This window comes from Polaribacter sp. Hel1_33_78 (assembly GCF_900106075.1).
In the GTDB taxonomy this organism is placed as follows: Bacteria; Bacteroidota; Bacteroidia; order Flavobacteriales; family Flavobacteriaceae; genus Polaribacter.
This window is the reverse complement of sequence record NZ_LT629794.1, coordinates 2,883,100-2,898,634: the sequence shown is the minus strand read 5'-3', so window position 1 is coordinate 2,898,634 and position 15,535 is coordinate 2,883,100. Positions and strand designations below refer to the sequence as shown.

Here is a 15,535-nt window from a genome sequence, read left to right as displayed (position 1 = left end):
AGTAAATTTAATCTGTAATTAAGATTAAATTAATTAATGTTTAAAATGTCTTGTTCCAGTCATAACCATAGATAATTTATTGTCATTACAATAGTCTATACTTAATTGATCTTTGATAGATCCTCCAGGTTGAATTACACTTTTAATACCAGCCTTATCTGCAATTTCTACACAATCGGGAAAAGGGAAAAAGGCATCACTAGCCATTGCAGCACCATTTAAATCGAAACCAAAATTAATAGCTTTTTCAATGGCTTGGTTTAATGCATCAACTCTGCTTGTTTGTCCCGCTCCACTTGCTAATAATTGTTTATTTTTCACCAAAACAATTGTATTAGATTTTGTGTTTTTACATAGTTTAGAGGCAAATAGTAAGTCTCCTAATTCACTTTCAGTTGGTTTATTGTTAGTTGCATAACTCAAATCCGTTAATTTATCTGTAATATTATCTTTGTCTTGGACCAATAATCCATTTAAAGAGGTTCTTACAATTTGATTTGGTAATTCAACTTCTTTCTGAATTAAAATAATTCTATTCTTTTTTCCTTTGAGGATAGGTAAAGCTTCATCAGAATAACTAGGTGCAATAACAACTTCACAAAATAATTTGTGAATTTCTTTTGCAGTTTCGGCATCAATTTCTGAGTTGGCAATTAATACACCACCAAAAGCAGAAACAGGATCTCCAGCTAAAGCATCTACATATGCTTGTTTCATATTTTCTCTTTGCGCAAAACCACAAGCGTTATTATGTTTTAAAATTGCAAAAGATGGAGCTTCATCTTTAAACTCGTCCATTAAGTTTACGGCTGCATCTACATCTAGTAAATTATTATAACTTAACTCTTTCCCATGTACTTGATCAAATATTGCGTCTAAATCTCCAAAGAAATATCCTTTTTGATGAGGGTTTTCTCCATAACGTAATGTTTTAGAATTTTGTTGACTTGCTTTAAAAACAACTTCATCTTCATTAAAATAATTGAAGATTGCAGTATCATAATGTGAAGAAATATTGAAAGATTTTGCAGCAAATTTCTTTCTCTGCTCAATAGATGTTTCTCCTTTATTTTCGGAGAGAATTGACAAAAACTCTTCATACTGATCCATAGAAGAAACAGTAAAAGTGTCTTTGAAATTCTTTGCAGAGGCTCTAATTAAGGAAATCCCTCCAATGTCAATTTTCTCTACAATGTCCTTTTCAGGAGCTCCAGAGGCAACTGTCTTTTCAAAAGGATATAAATCAACAATAACTAAATCTAATTGAGGAATGTTATATTCCTGCATTTCAGCAACATCTCCTTGATGATCTTGTCTGTTTAAAATTCCTCCGAAAACTTTTGGATGTAATGTTTTTACTCTTCCTCCTAAAATTGAAGGATAAGACGTTATCTCTTCTACAGGAACTACATTTATACCTAATTCTTTTATAAATTTTTCAGTTCCACCAGTTGAATAAATAGTTACATTTAGCTCATTTAATTTTTGTACAATAGGTGCTAAGCCATCTTTGTTGAATACAGAAATTAATGCCGATTTAATTGTTTTTGAAGTGCTCATTTTTTGTTGTGTTGTTAAGCACACAAAACTACATAAACATCGAAAGAATCACAATAAAAAGATAGTAACAAATAAGCAGAGTAATTAACAATAGTTTACAAAATAGCAGCTACCTTTTTACAAACATATTCTAAAAGCTGTTCATCTTCTTTTGTAAATGTATTTGCTGTATGAGAATCAATATCAATTTGGCCAATATTTTCTCCATCTACAAAAATAGGAATAACAATTTCTGATTTCACCTTCCAGCCACAAGAAATATAATTGTCTTGTTGAGAAACATCTTGAACTACAAAATTTTCATTGCTAAGAGCAACTTGCCCACAAATTCCTTTTCCAAAAGGGATAATGGTGTGTTCTGTTTCTTCTCCAGTAAATTGTGCTAATTTTAATTCGTTTTTATTTCCGTTTTTAAAATAAAAACCAACCCAATCATAATATGAAACCTCACTTTCCAAAAAATCACAAATACCTTGTAGTTTTTCTTCTTTAGACGAGGTCTTAGCCATAATGGAATCTATTTTTCTTTGCGAATTCATGAGCATAAGATTGAAATAAAATATTTAACACAAAGTTAGAATATCTTATTGTAATTTTGTGGTTATTAAATGAAAGAATTTCTAGTTAAAATATCATCTTTTTTATTGGCATTTTTGGTGCTAATCTCTACTTTTTCTTTTACGGTGGATTCTCATTATTGTGGAGATTTTTTAATTGAAGTTTCTTTTACTGGTGAAACCGAATGTTGTGGAATGAAAATGGACACAACATCAAAAATCAAGAAGAAAAATTGTTGCAAAGATGAAGTTCAAAAAATTGAAGGTCAAGACGAACTTAAATTAACTAATTTTGATGAAATTTCTTTTAAAAATCAACAATTCTTAACAACTTTTCTGTTTTCTCACAAAGATAATTTTTCTGAATCTCAATCAGAAAAAATAGTTTTAAAAGACTTTCCTCCTCCAGAGATTTATGAAAATCATCAGGTATCTTATCAAACATTTTTAATCTGATTTTTATTAACATTTAAATATCACTCTTCAAAGTGATTAAAAGTCTTGTTATTAATTAAAATCAATACCAAATGAAAAAATATATTTTAAATAGTTTAATACTATTTATACCATGCATACTCTTTTCTCAAGTGACCTTTAGAGGTATGATTATGGATAGGAATAACTCAAAAGCTAATTTAGGAGTAGACGGAGCAAGCGTTCATTGGTTAAATACAAATGTGGGAGCAGTAACGAATGCAAAAGGTTGGTTTGCAATTTCTTATAAAACTGAATATAAAAAATTAGTGATTAGTTATTTAGGGTATAAAACAGATACTGTTACAATTAGAAATTTAGAGCCACTTCATCATTTTATAACACCCCAAAGTGAGTTAGAAGAAATTACAATAAAGAGTAAAAGAAATGCAGTTCAAAAATCTACATTTTCAACGGTAAATATGTTTACAGTGAATAGCGAGGAATTATTAAAAGCTGCTTGCTGCAACTTGGCCGAAAGTTTTGAAACAAACCCTTCGATAGATGTCAGTTTTTCGGATGCTTTAACTGGAACTAGACAAATTCAGATGTTAGGTTTAACAAGTCCATATTTATTAATTACGCAAGAAAATATTCCTTCGGTAAGAGGAGCGAGTCAAGTTTTTGGGATGACATTTACACCAGGTACTTGGGTCGAAAGTATTCAAATTAGTAAAGGCGCAGGTTCTGTAGTGAATGGATTTGAAAGTATTTCTGGACAAATAAACGCAGAATTGGTAAAACCTTTTTCTGATAATAAATTCTTTTTAAATACCTATTCTTCTCTAAACGGAAGATTGGAATTGAATACGCACTTTAACCAAAGAGTTTCTAAGAAATGGCAGACAGGTTTATACATTCATGGAAACTATAGAGGGCAAAAATTTGATAAAAACGATGATAACTTTATCGATATGCCCTTAGCGAACCAAATTAATGTAATGAATAGGTGGCAATTTACAGATGCAGAAAAAGGTTGGGTTAGTTTTATAAATGTTCGTTTTTTAAATGATGAGAAACAAACGGGAGAGATTGAATTTAATCCGTTAATAGATAAAGGAACTGCGAATAATTGGGGGAGTGAGATAGATACAAGGCGTTTTGATACATCTGCAAAATTAGGGTATGTTTTTCCTGAATTACCTTTTCAAAGTATTGGTTTTCAAATGGCGTATAGCAATCATCAACAAGATTCTTATTTTGGTTTGAATGCCTATGATATTCAGCATCAGAGTGTATATTCTAACTTGATTTTTAACTCTATTATTGGGGATACTAGAAACAAATTTAAAACAGGTTTGTCTTTTACGTATGATAAATTTGATGAATTGGTAAACACATCAAACTTCAATAGAAATGAAAATTCTTTAGGCGCATTTTTTGAATATGCTTTTGATAATTTAGACAACTTTAGTGTTACTGGAGGCTTACGAATTGACACGCATAATTTATTGGGGATCTTTTTAACACCTCGTTTGCATGTAAGATATGTTCCTTGGGAAAAAGGTGTGTTTAGAGCATCTGTAGGAAGAGGGAAACGAAGTGCGAATATTTTTGCGGAAAATCAGCAATTATTTGCAAGTTCAAGACAAATAAATATTGATGATGTTGGTGGAAATATCTATGGATTAAATCCTGAAATTGCTTGGAATTATGGAGTTTCTTACATGCAAAAGTTCAATTTATTTGGAAAAAAAGGAGATATTACATTTGATTTTTATCAGACCAATTTTCAAAATCAAGTAATTGTAGATTGGGAAAATCCGCAGGAAATAGCATTTTATGATTTAGATGGAAGAAGTATTGCAAATAGTTTTCAAGTTGAGGCAAGTTATAATTTAGCTAAAAACTTCAATTTAAGAACAGCCTACAAATATTTTGATATTACCACGGATTACAGACGTGGTAATTTGCAAAAACCTATGCAACCTCAAAATAGATTTTTCGCAAATCTATCTTACGAAACTGAATTGGAGAATGAGAAACAATGGCGATTTGATGCGACATTTAATATTATAGGGAAACAACGTTTACCTAATACATCAATAAACCCCGTTCAATACCAATTACCTGAATCTACTGACTCTTATCAATTGTTGAACTCACAAATTACAAGAGTGTTTTCAAATAGGTTTGAATTGTATCTAGGGGGAGAAAACTTGTCGAATGTTCAGCAAAAAAATCCTATTTTAGCAAGTGATGATCCTTTTGGTTCAAATTTCGATACTACAATTGTATATGCACCTATTTTTGGCCGTACATTCTATGCGGGTTTAAGATTTAAAATAGAGTAATGGATACAGTAATTTTAAGTAAAGCATTAAAAATAATAATAGAATGAAAAATATAATATTCATATTTAGTTTTCTAATGATTGGTTTCTCAGGGCAATCACAAGAAGTGAAAAAGAAAAAAAATGCTAAAGTTTCTTTTGAGGTTGATGGTATTTGTGGAATGTGTAAAAAGAGAATTGAAACTGCAGCTTTAAAATCTAAAGGAGTAAAATTTGCAATTTGGAGTGTAAAAACGCATCAATTAAGTGTAATCTTGGATGAACGCAAAACGGATGTGAAAAAAATTCAAAAAAATATTGCTGCGGTAGGCCATGATTCTAAAGGGTTTGTGGCTAGTGAAGAAGCATATAGTTCTGTGCATCCCTGTTGTAAATACAGAGATGAAGAAATTATATTAGATCATGAAGGGAGTATCAAAAAACAGAAAAAGAAAACTGAATAAATGATCAATTTCCGTCTGAAAACACTGATTGTTTGTCTTTTTACTGTTTTTGTTTTTGTGAATTGTCAAAAAAAGCAACTTTCTGCTGAAATGATTGTAGCGAATTCAATCGAGAAACATGGGGGTCTCAAAAATTGGAATTCTCTCAAAACATTAAGTTTTGATAAAAAGGTCTCTTTGTTTTTAAAAGACGGTTCAATAGAGTCTGTTATAAAACAACATCAAGAATTTAGGTTCTATCCAGATTTAAAAGGAAAAATAACTTGGGAATCAGCGTATAAAAAGAACTCAATATTCTATGAAAAAGAGGAAGTTGTAAAATTTGTAAATGATTCTTTGATTACGAATCCAGAAGAATTATATAAATCTAAAAATAGTTTTAACGCTGCTCTTTATGTAATTAGCCAACCCTTTAATTTTTTAAAAGAAAAAACAAAACTAACCTATTTAGGGATTGCCAATTTAGAAAATAAAAAAGTTTATGAAATCAAAGTTGCGTATGCAAATGATACAGAAAAATCAGATAAATGGTTTTATTATTTTGATGTAAAAACTTTCCAAATGATTGCGAATAAAGTGATACTTCAAGACCATACTAGTTTTGTGGAAAATATTACATTCGATACAACTACTGATTTTATTTTTAATCAAAGTAGAAAAAGTTATAGACTAAATGATAATGGTGATAAAACCTATGTCAGAGCAACTTATTTCTACGATAATTTTAAAACAGAATATCAATAAAAAATCCGTTAGAAATTAATTCCAACGGATTTTTTTACATTGCTATCAGTTCACACAAAGAGAACAAACAGTTATCAATATTAATTTCACCATTACATCATTCCTGGCATTCCACCACCCATTGGAGGCATTCCACCAGCAGCAGATTCTTCTTTAATATTAACTAAAGCACATTCAGTAGTTAAAATCATACCGGCAACAGAAGCAGCATTTTCTAGTGCAACACGTGTTACTTTTTTAGGGTCTATAATTCCAACCTCTAACATATCTACATATTTGTCAGATTTTGCATCGTAACCAAAGTCTTTTTTGCCTTCTAAAACTTTATTTAAGACTACCGATCCCTCGCCTCCAGCATTTTCAATAATAGTTCTTAATGGAGCTTCGATAGCTTTATTAATAATTTGAACACCTGTGGTTTCGTCTAAGTTTTCAGTAATAATTTTTTCTAATACTTTTTTAGCACGCACTAAAGCAACACCACCACCAGCAACAATACCTTCTTCAACAGCCGCTCTGGTTGCATTTAAAGCATCATCAACTCTATATTTCTTTTCTTTCATTTCTACTTCAGAAGCAGCACCAACATATAAAACTGCAACTCCTCCAGCTAATTTAGCTAAACGTTCTTGTAGTTTTTCTTTGTCATAATCGGAAGTGGTAGTTTCTATTTGAGCTTTAATTTGACTAACTCGTACTTGAATATTATCAGCATTTCCAGAACCATTTACAATTGTTGTATTGTCTTTATCAACGGTGATAGTTTCTGCCGTTCCTAAAAGATCTAAGGTTGCGTTTTCTAATGAAAATCCTCTTTCCTCAGAAATAACAGTTCCTCCAGTTAAAATAGCTATATCCTCTAACATTGCTTTTCTTCTGTCTCCAAAACCAGGGGCTTTAACAGCAGCAATTTTTAATCCACCACGTAATTTATTTACGACTAAAGTTGCTAATGCTTGTCCATCTACATCTTCAGCGATAATTAATAAAGGTCTTCCAGATTGCGAAACAGGTTCTAAAATTGGAAGAATCTCTTGTAAATTAGAAATCTTTTTATCAAATAATAAGATATATGGGTTTTCTAAATCAGCAATCATTTTATCTGCATCAGTAACAAAATAAGGAGATAAATAACCTCTATCAAATTGCATTCCTTCAACAACATCTACATAAGTTTCCATTCCTTTAGCTTCTTCTACTGTAATAACACCTTCTTTACCTACTTTGGTAAAAGCAGTAGCGATTAGTTCGCCAATAGTGTTATCATTATTTGCAGAGATAGCAGCAACTTGTTTTATTTTTTCTGATGAATTACCAACTTTTTTAGCTTGTTTTTCCAAGTCTAAAACAATTGCTAAAACTGCTTTGTCAATACCACGCTTTAAATCCATAGGATTTGCACCGGCAGCAACATTTTTTAATCCTTCTTTTACAATTGCTTGTGCAAGTATAGTTGCAGTTGTTGTTCCATCACCAGCTAAATCATTTGTTTTAGAAGCAACTTCTTTTACCATTTGCGCCCCCATGTTTTCAAGCTCGTTTTCTAACTCAACTTCTTTTGCAACCGAAACTCCATCTTTTGTTACTGTTGGTGCACCAAAAGATTTAGAAATAATTACGTTTCTTCCTTTAGGTCCTAATGTTACTTTTACTGCATTCGCTAAAGCATCGACTCCTCGTTTTAATCCGTCTCTTGCTTCAATATCAAATTTTATATCTTTTGCCATTGTTTTTAATTTTTAATTTTTAGCTTCTGACAACTTGTGTTTAGCTAAAATATTTTATTATTAATTTTAAAATATAATTTCGCTCAGACTAAAAGCGAATAGCTATTTAGATGATTGCTAAAATATCAGATTCTCGCATCATTAAATAATCTACACCTTCTAATTTTAAATCAGTTCCACCATATTTACCATATAAAACAGTATCGCCAATTTTTACAGTTAAAGGCTCATCAACTTTACCATTTCCTATCGCAACAACAGTTCCTTTTTGAGGCTTTTCTTTTGCGTTGTCTGGTATAATTAATCCAGATGCTGTTTTTGTTTCTGCAGGCATAGGCTCCACAAGAACTCTATCTGCTAAAGGTTTAATGTTTAATCCCATTTTTTATGATTTTTGATTGATTAAATTATTTTTTACTATGGTCAGAAATTATGCCAACAAATTATAACTGACAATTTTTCCTTGATTGATTTTATTGCCAAAAATTATGCAAAAAAAAATGCCAACGTGTCATTTTCGTTGGCATTTTTATATTTTATAGATAAGATTACTTAATACTGTCATTTGAAGTAGGAACTGTGTTTTCTACTGGCGTAGTTGTTTCAATTCCTTCTAAAGTATTATTTAAATTAACATTATTATCACCTGCTCTCGGGATTGCGAAATTTGCTAATAAAATTAAAGCAAACATTGCAATTGCCAATGTCCAAGTTGTTCTGTCTAAGAAATTATTTGTGTTTTGCACACCTCCTAAAGATTGTGCTCCACCGCCTCCAAAAGAAGAGGATAATCCTCCACCTTTAGGGTTTTGTACCATCACTATTAGGATTAAAGCAATAGCTACAACTAGAATTAGTATTAAAAAGGCTGTATAACTCATGATTTATAATTTTGTAAAATTTGTATTCTTTTAATTTGGTTTGCAAAGAAACCACTTTTTTCTGGATATTTCAAACTTAAAATTCTGTAAGCTTGTATTGCGTTTTCATATTTATTTTGCTCTAAATAAACTTTAGCCAAAGTTTCTGTCATTAAAGAAGAATCTTGTTTCTCTTGCGTGGTAAGAATAGAAATATTTCTGTCTTTTGAAATAGGTTGTATTTTTGGATTTTTTTGAATAAACTTCTCTATGAGTTCAACTTTTTTTTGTGATTCATTTTTTAAATCTTTTTTTCTTGTAATAGGTTTTTTAGTAGATAGTTGTAGCCATTGATTAAAAGAATAATTTTCTGAATTAGTAAAAGAAATAGGCTTTCCAATTTCTAGTTTTTCTTCATTTTTTGCGGTTGGTTTTGAAATTTGTTTAGTTATTTCTTTTATTGATGTTTTGTGTGGTTTTTCCCGAGAGGTTATTTCTTTTATTTGTTGGTGAATGTCTTCTTTTTGAGTATTAAACTTTTTTGACGTTATGTAATCAAATAATACAGTTCTGTCTGTTGTAAATGCTGCTGTTAGTTTTAATTCATTATTATATTTAAAACTATCTTGATTTTTTAATCCTTTTAAATACCAAGCTCTTGCATATTGAAAATAAGGAAACGTATCAATAACAGTTTTTAATTCAGCAGTTTCTAGTTGCTCAATAGAATGTATCTTTTCAATTAAATCTTTCTTTTTAGAATCTACCATTTTGCAACAGAAGCATTAAATACATCTTGTGTAATACGTTCTACAATTTCATCTAAAGCATTTTCTAAAACACTTCCTGTAAGTTGAGAATTCGCCTCAAAGTCTGAGTAAAAAGAAAATGATTTTTCAAAGTCATCCTTTTCTTCTAATTTATTTATAAAACGAACATTTATGGTAACAGTTAATCTGTTTTGAGCTGCCGTTTGAGCTGATGTTCCACTCATAGGTGTAACTCTGTAGCCCGTAATTTCTCCACTAAAATGTAAGTCACCGTTAGAGTTTGTAAGGGTTAAATTTGTTTGACGTGTAAATAAATCCTGCAAATCATTAGTAAAACGTTGTGTTAAAACAGGTTCTACTAAAGGTGCTTGATTTGGGAAAAAATCGATTTGAATGGTTTTTGCATCTCCTGTATTTCCTCCTGTAAAAGAGTATGCCCCGCAACTAATTAAGGTTAGAGTTATTAGTAATGATAAAATAATTTTCTTCAAATTCATTATTAATATGTATTTTTCATTGAAATGGGAGGTAAAGATAATTAACTTTCAAAAAATAAGAAGATGTTAGTAACCTGAACCTTTTCTAATATTTTTTATTTCCAAAGTTTTCATTTTCTTTCTATAAATCGTATTGTTTAATTTTTCTATATAAAGTTCTTTCAGAAATACCCAATTCTTTAGCTGCTAATTTACGTTTATTGCTATTTTTTTCTAAAGATTTTTTAATCATTTCTATCTCTTTCTCTTGTAAAGATAAAGATTCATCTTCTTCAATAGTCTCAATAAAATCATAATCTTTTTCTGCAGGTGAATTTTGAGGAATATTTAATACTTCAACATTGTTATTCGGTGTGTCCTTGTTTTCATACATCTTTTCAATTAATTGATGATGTTCTTCTTGAACTTCCTCTACATTTCCATTCTTTATTAGGTCTAAGGTCAATTTCTTTAAATCGTTGATATCATTACGCATATCAAATAAGATTTTATACATAATATCACGTTCAGTTGAAAAATCATTTTCTTTTTTACCGTCAATAATGGCTGGCAAGTTACCATGGTTATTAGGCAAGTATTGCTGAAGTTTAGAAGCAGTAACCATTCTTTCTTCTTCAATTACAGAGATTTGTTCGGCTAAATTTTTTAACTGTCGAATATTTCCAGGAAAACGATAGTTGAGCAAAATACTAATAGCATTTTCATCCAATCTAATAGAAGGCATTCTGTATTTTTGAGCAAAATCTGAAGCAAATTTTCTAAACAGTAAATGGATATCATCATTACGCTCTCTTAGGGGAGGTAAATGGATTTCTACAGTGCTTAATCGGTAATATAAATCTTCTCTAAATTTTTCTTTTTGAATCGCGGACTGCATATGCATATTAGTAGCTGCTACAATTCTCACATCTGTTTTTAACACTTTCGATGAACCTACTTTTATGAATTCACCATTTTCCAAAACACGCAACAAACGTACTTGTGTGGTTAAAGGCAATTCACCAACTTCATCTAAAAAAATAGTTCCTCCATCAGCAACTTCAAAATATCCCTTTCGGTCTTGAATTGCGCCGGTAAAAGAGCCTTTTTCGTGTCCAAACAATTCACTATCAATCGTTCCTTCAGGAATTGCGCCACAGTTTACAGCAATATATTTTGCATGTTTTCTATGTGATAGAGAGTGTATTATTTTAGGGATATTCTCTTTACCAACACCACTTTCACCAGTAACCAATACAGAAATATCAGTCGGAGCAACTCGTACAGCCTTTTCTAAAGCTCTGTTGAGGTGAATGTCGTTTCCGATGATTCCAAAACGTTGTTTTAATACTTGTAAGTTTTCCATAATTAGCCCCTTTTAGTTTCCTGAAAGAGGAAAACATTCTTGGTTTATTTTTTTTTAAGTCACAACAGCTTTCTTTCTTTTGAGAAGAGTTAGATATGGACTTTAATTATTGTCAGAATATCCAATAGCAGTTCCTTTTAAGGTTGCAGATGTGCAATCTTCTACTTTTACCATCACAAAATCACCGAGTTTATAGTTTCCTTTTTCAAAAACTGCAACAGTGTTTTGTGTGTTTCTTCCTTTCCACTCATTTGGGTTTTTCTTTGAAGTTCCTTCAATTAAAAACTCTTCTGTTTTTCCTAAATGTTGTTGTGTTCTATATAAAGCATGTTCTTGCTGTAAGTCGATTATTTCTTGTAAACGACGTTTTTTTACAACATGAGGTACATTATCATCCATTTTATTACCAGCTAAAGTTCCTGGTCTTTCCGAATAAGCAAACATAAAACCGAAGTCATACTTAACATATTCCATTAATTCTAAAGTGTCTTTATGGTCCTCTTCAGTTTCTCCACAGAAACCAACAATCATATCCTGTGATAAAGACATTTCTGGAATAATTTTAAAAATATTGTCAACCAAAGTTTTGTATTCTTCACGGGTATGTTGTCTGTTCATTGCCTTTAACATAGCGTTACTTCCGCTCTGAACAGGTAAGTGAAGGTATTTGCAAATGTTTTTGTGTTTTGCCATCGTGTAAATTACATCTAAACTCATGTCTTGAGGATTGGAAGTAGAAAAACGAAAACGTGTTTTTGGGAATTTAGTAGCACACATGTCTAATAATTGTGCAAAATCAACTGCAGTTGCTTGTGCCATTTCAGTTGCTTTCTTAAAATCTTTTTTCAATCCACCGCCAAACCATAAAAAGCTATCCACATTCTGACCTAAAAGAGTAATTTCTTTATAGTTTTGATCCACCATTGATTTAATTTCTTCTAAAATACTTTTTGGATCTCTACTTCTTTCACGACCGCGCGTAAATGGAACCACACAAAAAGTACACATATTGTCACAACCTCTTGTAATAGAAACAAATGCTGTAACTCCGTTAGAATTTAGTCTTACAGGAGAAATATCTCCGTACGTTTCTTCTTTAGATAGAATTACATTTACAGCATCTCTGCCTTCATACACTTCTGATAGTAAGTTTGGTAAATCCTTGTATGCATCTGGGCCAATAACTAAGTCAACTATTTTTTCTTCCTCTAAAAACTTTTCTTTTAAACGTTCAGCCATACAGCCTAAAACGCCCACCTTCATATTTTTGTTTATTTTTTTTACAGCATTATATTTTTGTAATCTTTTGCGAACTGTGGTTTCTGCTTTTTCCCTAATTGAGCAAGTATTAACTAAAACTAAATCTGCTTCTTCAAGAATTTGAGTTGTGTTGTAGCCTTCTTTGTCTAAAATAGCAGCGACAATTTCACTATCATTCATATTCATCTGGCAGCCATAGCTTTCTATAAATAGTTTCTTAGTGTTTTGTTTTTTATTTTCGGTTACAAGTGCCTTTCCTTGTATTTTTTCGTCTATAATTTTTTCTACGTTTTCCATCTATCAATTAAGTAGTTAAAGCGGAGCAAAGATACAACCAAATTTGAATTTTTGTGACAAATTGGCAGAAAAAATAAATTCATAATTCTGTTAATTGTTTGCTATATATTGACAAAATAATTTTTTTTTACAAAAAACTGTCTACTTTTGCAATCGAAATTAATGCGTTTTTAGAGCGTTTCAGCTATAAAATAAAGATAAATGGCAAAGAATTTAGTAATTGTAGAGTCACCAGCAAAAGCAAAAACCATCGAAAAATTTCTTGGAAAAGATTTTCAAGTAGAATCGAGTTATGGTCATATTGCGGACTTACCATCCAAAGAATTAGGAATAGATGTAGAAGGAGATTTTAGCCCAAAATATATAATTTCTGATGATAAAAAACCAGTTGTAAAAAAGCTTAAAGATTTAGCAAAAAAAGCAGATACCGTTTGGTTAGCCAGTGATGAAGATCGAGAAGGAGAGGCTATTGCTTGGCATTTAAAGGAGCAATTAGATTTAAAAAATGAAAATACAAAACGAATTGTTTTTCACGAAATAACGAAGAAAGCTATTCTAAAAGCAGTCGATAATCCAAGGGAGATAGACTACAATATGGTAAATGCACAGCAGGCTCGTAGAGTTTTAGACAGACTTGTTGGGTATGAACTATCACCAGTTTTATGGCGTAAAGTAAAAGGGGGGTTATCTGCAGGAAGAGTCCAATCTGTTGCTGTTCGTTTAATTGTGGAAAAAGAAAGAAGTATTCAAGAATTTTCATCCGAAACTCATTACAAAGTAGTTGCAGAATTTTCTAATAAAGAAGGAAAAACTTTTAAAGCAACGATTCCAAAGAATTTTGAATCTAAAAAAGATGCTGAAAATTTCTTGAAATCATGTTCAAATGCTGACTTTTCAATAGCAGATTTAACTAAAAAACCAGCAAAGAAATCACCAGCAGCGCCATTTACAACTTCAACGTTACAGCAAGAAGCATCTAGAAAATTAGGTTTTCCTGTTGCAAAAACAATGCAAGTTGCACAACGTTTATACGAAGCGGGTTTAATTACCTATATGAGAACAGATAGTTTAAATTTATCTGTGGATGCAAGAAATGCTGCTGAAGAAGAAATTACTAATTATTACGGTAAAGAGTACAGTAAACAGCGTGTTTTTAAGACGAAGTCTAAAGGTGCCCAAGAAGCGCATGAGGCAATTCGTCCTACGAATATGAAAATGCATACCATAGATACTGAATATGACCAAAATAGATTGTATGATTTAATTTGGAAAAGAACGTTAGCTTCTCAAATGAGTGATGCTTTGTTAGAGAGAACTAATATGAAAATTGAGAATTCTGAAAACTCTAAAATTTTCACTGCAAATGGTGAAATGATAAAGTTTGAAGGTTTCTTAAAGGTATACTTAGAAGGAAATGATAATGAAGATGAAGAACAAGCGGGAATGCTGCCAACGTTAAAAGTTGGTGAAAATTTAGAGTATACTTTTATAAATGCAACACAAAGATTTACGAGTCCGCCTTACCGTTTTACAGAAGCATCTTTAGTAAAACAATTGGAAGAGTTAGGTATTGGAAGACCTTCTACGTATGCGCCAACAATTTCTACTGTTCAAAGAAGAGGTTATGTTGAAAAAGGTGATAATGAAGGCATAGAAAGAAATTATGAGCAGATGATTTTATCTGCCGGAACTGTTAAGAGTCAAACTTTGACAGAAAAAACAGGTTCAAATAAAAACAAATTAATTCCTACAGATATTGGGAATATTGTAAATGACTTTTTAGTAGCAAATTTTTCTAATATTTTAGATTTCGGGTTTACTGCGAAAGTAGAATCTTCTTTTGATGATATTTCAGAAGGGGATGAAGATTGGATAGAAATGATTAAGGGTTTTTATACCAAATTCCATGATAATGTAGAAGACGTTAAAGAAAATGCTGAGAGAGAAAGTGGAGAGCGTATTTTAGGAAAACACCCAGAATCTGGAAAAACCGTTTTAGTGCGTTTAGGTAAATTTGGGCCAATTGCGCAAATTGGTGCACCGGAAGACGAAGAAAAGCAATTTGCAAGTCTAAACAAAGATCAGAATTTAGGAACAATTTCTATGGAAGAAGCATTAGAATTATTTTTGCTTCCAAAGACTTTAGGAACTTATGAAGGTGAAGAAGTAATTGTCTCTAACGGACGTTTTGGACCCTATATTAGGTTTGGAGCTATGTTTGTTTCTCTAGAGAAAGGAGAAAACCCAATGGAGGTTGATTTGCCAAGGGCTGAAGAATTAATTGTGGCAAAACAAAAAGCAGATGCACCAATTTATTTTTATGAAGAATTACCTGTGCAAAAAGGCGTTGGACGTTTTGGACCCTTCATAAAATGGAATTCTATATTTATTAACGTAAGTAAAAAGTACGATTTTGATGCGCTGTCTGATGACGATATTATTGAGTTAATTGAAGTTAAAAAACAGAAAGAAATAGATAAAGTTATTCATAATTGGGAAGATGTTGGTATTCGTGTAGAAAAAGCAAGGTGGGGTAGGTTTAATGTTTTAAAAGGAAAAATCAAAATAGAGTTACCGAAAACAACAAAAATAGAAAAACTTTCTAAGGCTGAGGCTATTAAAATGATTGAGGCTAAAACTCCAAAGAAAAAAGTAGCAAAAAGAAAAACACCTGCTAAAAAAACAACAAAAAAGAAGTAAGTATTTTA

The 15,535-nt window shown here is 31.2% G+C and carries 14 protein-coding genes; 5 read left to right on the top strand and 9 right to left on the bottom strand.

Annotation, left to right across the window (positions count from 1 at the left end; translation table 11 throughout):
* Nucleotides 1–33 precede the first annotated feature (33 nt).
* Together purH and BLT88_RS12585 are read right to left on the bottom strand one after the other, a co-directional pair.
* The gene (gene purH, locus BLT88_RS12590; RefSeq protein WP_091955159.1) at nucleotides 34–1,560 is read right to left on the bottom strand and encodes a bifunctional phosphoribosylaminoimidazolecarboxamide formyltransferase/IMP cyclohydrolase; all 1,527 of its coding nucleotides are present in this window, start codon (nucleotides 1,558–1,560) and stop codon (nucleotides 34–36) included.
* Nucleotides 1,561–1,655: 95 nt separating this feature from the next.
* The gene (locus BLT88_RS12585; RefSeq protein ID WP_036783045.1) at nucleotides 1,656–2,105 is read right to left on the bottom strand and encodes a GAF domain-containing protein; all 450 of its coding nucleotides are present in this window, start codon (nucleotides 2,103–2,105) and stop codon (nucleotides 1,656–1,658) included.
* 63 nt (nucleotides 2,106–2,168) lie between these two features.
* Here BLT88_RS12585 and BLT88_RS12580 point away from each other — a divergent pair, with 63 nt between their 5' ends.
* The 4 genes from BLT88_RS12580 to BLT88_RS12565 all read left to right on the top strand — a co-directional run bounded on the left by BLT88_RS12580 (nucleotide 2,169) and on the right by BLT88_RS12565 (nucleotide 6,071).
* Nucleotides 2,169–2,573 (top strand): hypothetical protein, encoded by a 405-nt coding sequence (locus tag BLT88_RS12580; protein ID WP_036783048.1) that lies wholly within the window; start codon nucleotides 2,169–2,171, stop codon nucleotides 2,571–2,573.
* 71 nt (nucleotides 2,574–2,644) lie between these two features.
* Nucleotides 2,645–4,885 carry a carboxypeptidase-like regulatory domain-containing protein gene (locus tag BLT88_RS12575; RefSeq protein ID WP_091955156.1) on the top strand — a complete coding sequence of 747 codons (2,241 nt, stop codon included), beginning with the start codon at nucleotides 2,645–2,647 and terminating at the stop codon, nucleotides 4,883–4,885.
* Between the two features lie 43 nt (nucleotides 4,886–4,928).
* A complete protein-coding gene (locus tag BLT88_RS12570; RefSeq protein ID WP_036783054.1) occupies nucleotides 4,929–5,327 on the top strand; it encodes a heavy-metal-associated domain-containing protein in 399 nt (132 codons plus the stop codon).
* A 90-nt stretch (nucleotides 5,328–5,417) separates the two neighbouring features.
* Nucleotides 5,418–6,071 (top strand): hypothetical protein, encoded by a 654-nt coding sequence (locus BLT88_RS12565; protein ID WP_157691225.1) that lies wholly within the window; start codon nucleotides 5,418–5,420, stop codon nucleotides 6,069–6,071.
* A gap of 92 nt (nucleotides 6,072–6,163) precedes the next feature.
* Here BLT88_RS12565 and groL read toward each other — a convergent pair whose 3' ends face one another.
* The 7 genes from groL to miaB form a co-directional block, all read right to left on the bottom strand.
* The gene (gene groL, locus BLT88_RS12560; RefSeq protein WP_091955152.1) at nucleotides 6,164–7,798 is read right to left on the bottom strand and encodes a chaperonin GroEL; all 1,635 of its coding nucleotides are present in this window, start codon (nucleotides 7,796–7,798) and stop codon (nucleotides 6,164–6,166) included.
* Between the two features lie 106 nt (nucleotides 7,799–7,904).
* Nucleotides 7,905–8,180: a co-chaperone GroES gene (gene groES / locus BLT88_RS12555; protein ID WP_036783061.1), complete on the bottom strand. Its 276-nt coding sequence runs from the start codon at nucleotides 8,178–8,180 to the stop codon at nucleotides 7,905–7,907.
* Nucleotides 8,181–8,346: 166 nt separating this feature from the next.
* Entirely contained in the window at nucleotides 8,347–8,679 is a 333-nt protein-coding gene (gene secG / locus BLT88_RS12550) for a preprotein translocase subunit SecG (protein WP_036783064.1), read from the bottom strand.
* Nucleotides 8,676–9,428, bottom strand: a complete 753-nt coding sequence (locus tag BLT88_RS12545; RefSeq protein ID WP_091955151.1) for a hypothetical protein — start codon at nucleotides 9,426–9,428, stop codon at nucleotides 8,676–8,678. The genes secG and BLT88_RS12545 overlap by 4 nt, the downstream gene beginning before the upstream one ends.
* Nucleotides 9,422–9,925: an LptE family protein gene (locus BLT88_RS12540; protein ID WP_091955149.1), complete on the bottom strand. Its 504-nt coding sequence runs from the start codon at nucleotides 9,923–9,925 to the stop codon at nucleotides 9,422–9,424. The genes BLT88_RS12545 and BLT88_RS12540 overlap by 7 nt, the downstream gene beginning before the upstream one ends.
* Nucleotides 9,926–10,046: 121 nt before the next feature.
* A complete protein-coding gene (locus tag BLT88_RS12535; protein WP_036783073.1) occupies nucleotides 10,047–11,270 on the bottom strand; it encodes a sigma 54-interacting transcriptional regulator in 1,224 nt (407 codons plus the stop codon).
* Between the two features lie 102 nt (nucleotides 11,271–11,372).
* Nucleotides 11,373–12,827: a tRNA (N6-isopentenyl adenosine(37)-C2)-methylthiotransferase MiaB gene (gene miaB / locus BLT88_RS12530; RefSeq protein WP_091955148.1), complete on the bottom strand. Its 1,455-nt coding sequence runs from the start codon at nucleotides 12,825–12,827 to the stop codon at nucleotides 11,373–11,375.
* A gap of 201 nt (nucleotides 12,828–13,028) precedes the next feature.
* Here miaB and topA point away from each other — a divergent pair, with 201 nt between their 5' ends.
* On the top strand, nucleotides 13,029–15,527 hold the full coding sequence (gene topA, locus BLT88_RS12525; protein ID WP_091955145.1) for a type I DNA topoisomerase: 2,499 nt from the start codon (nucleotides 13,029–13,031) through the stop codon (nucleotides 15,525–15,527).
* Nucleotides 15,528–15,535: the final 8 nt, after the last annotated feature.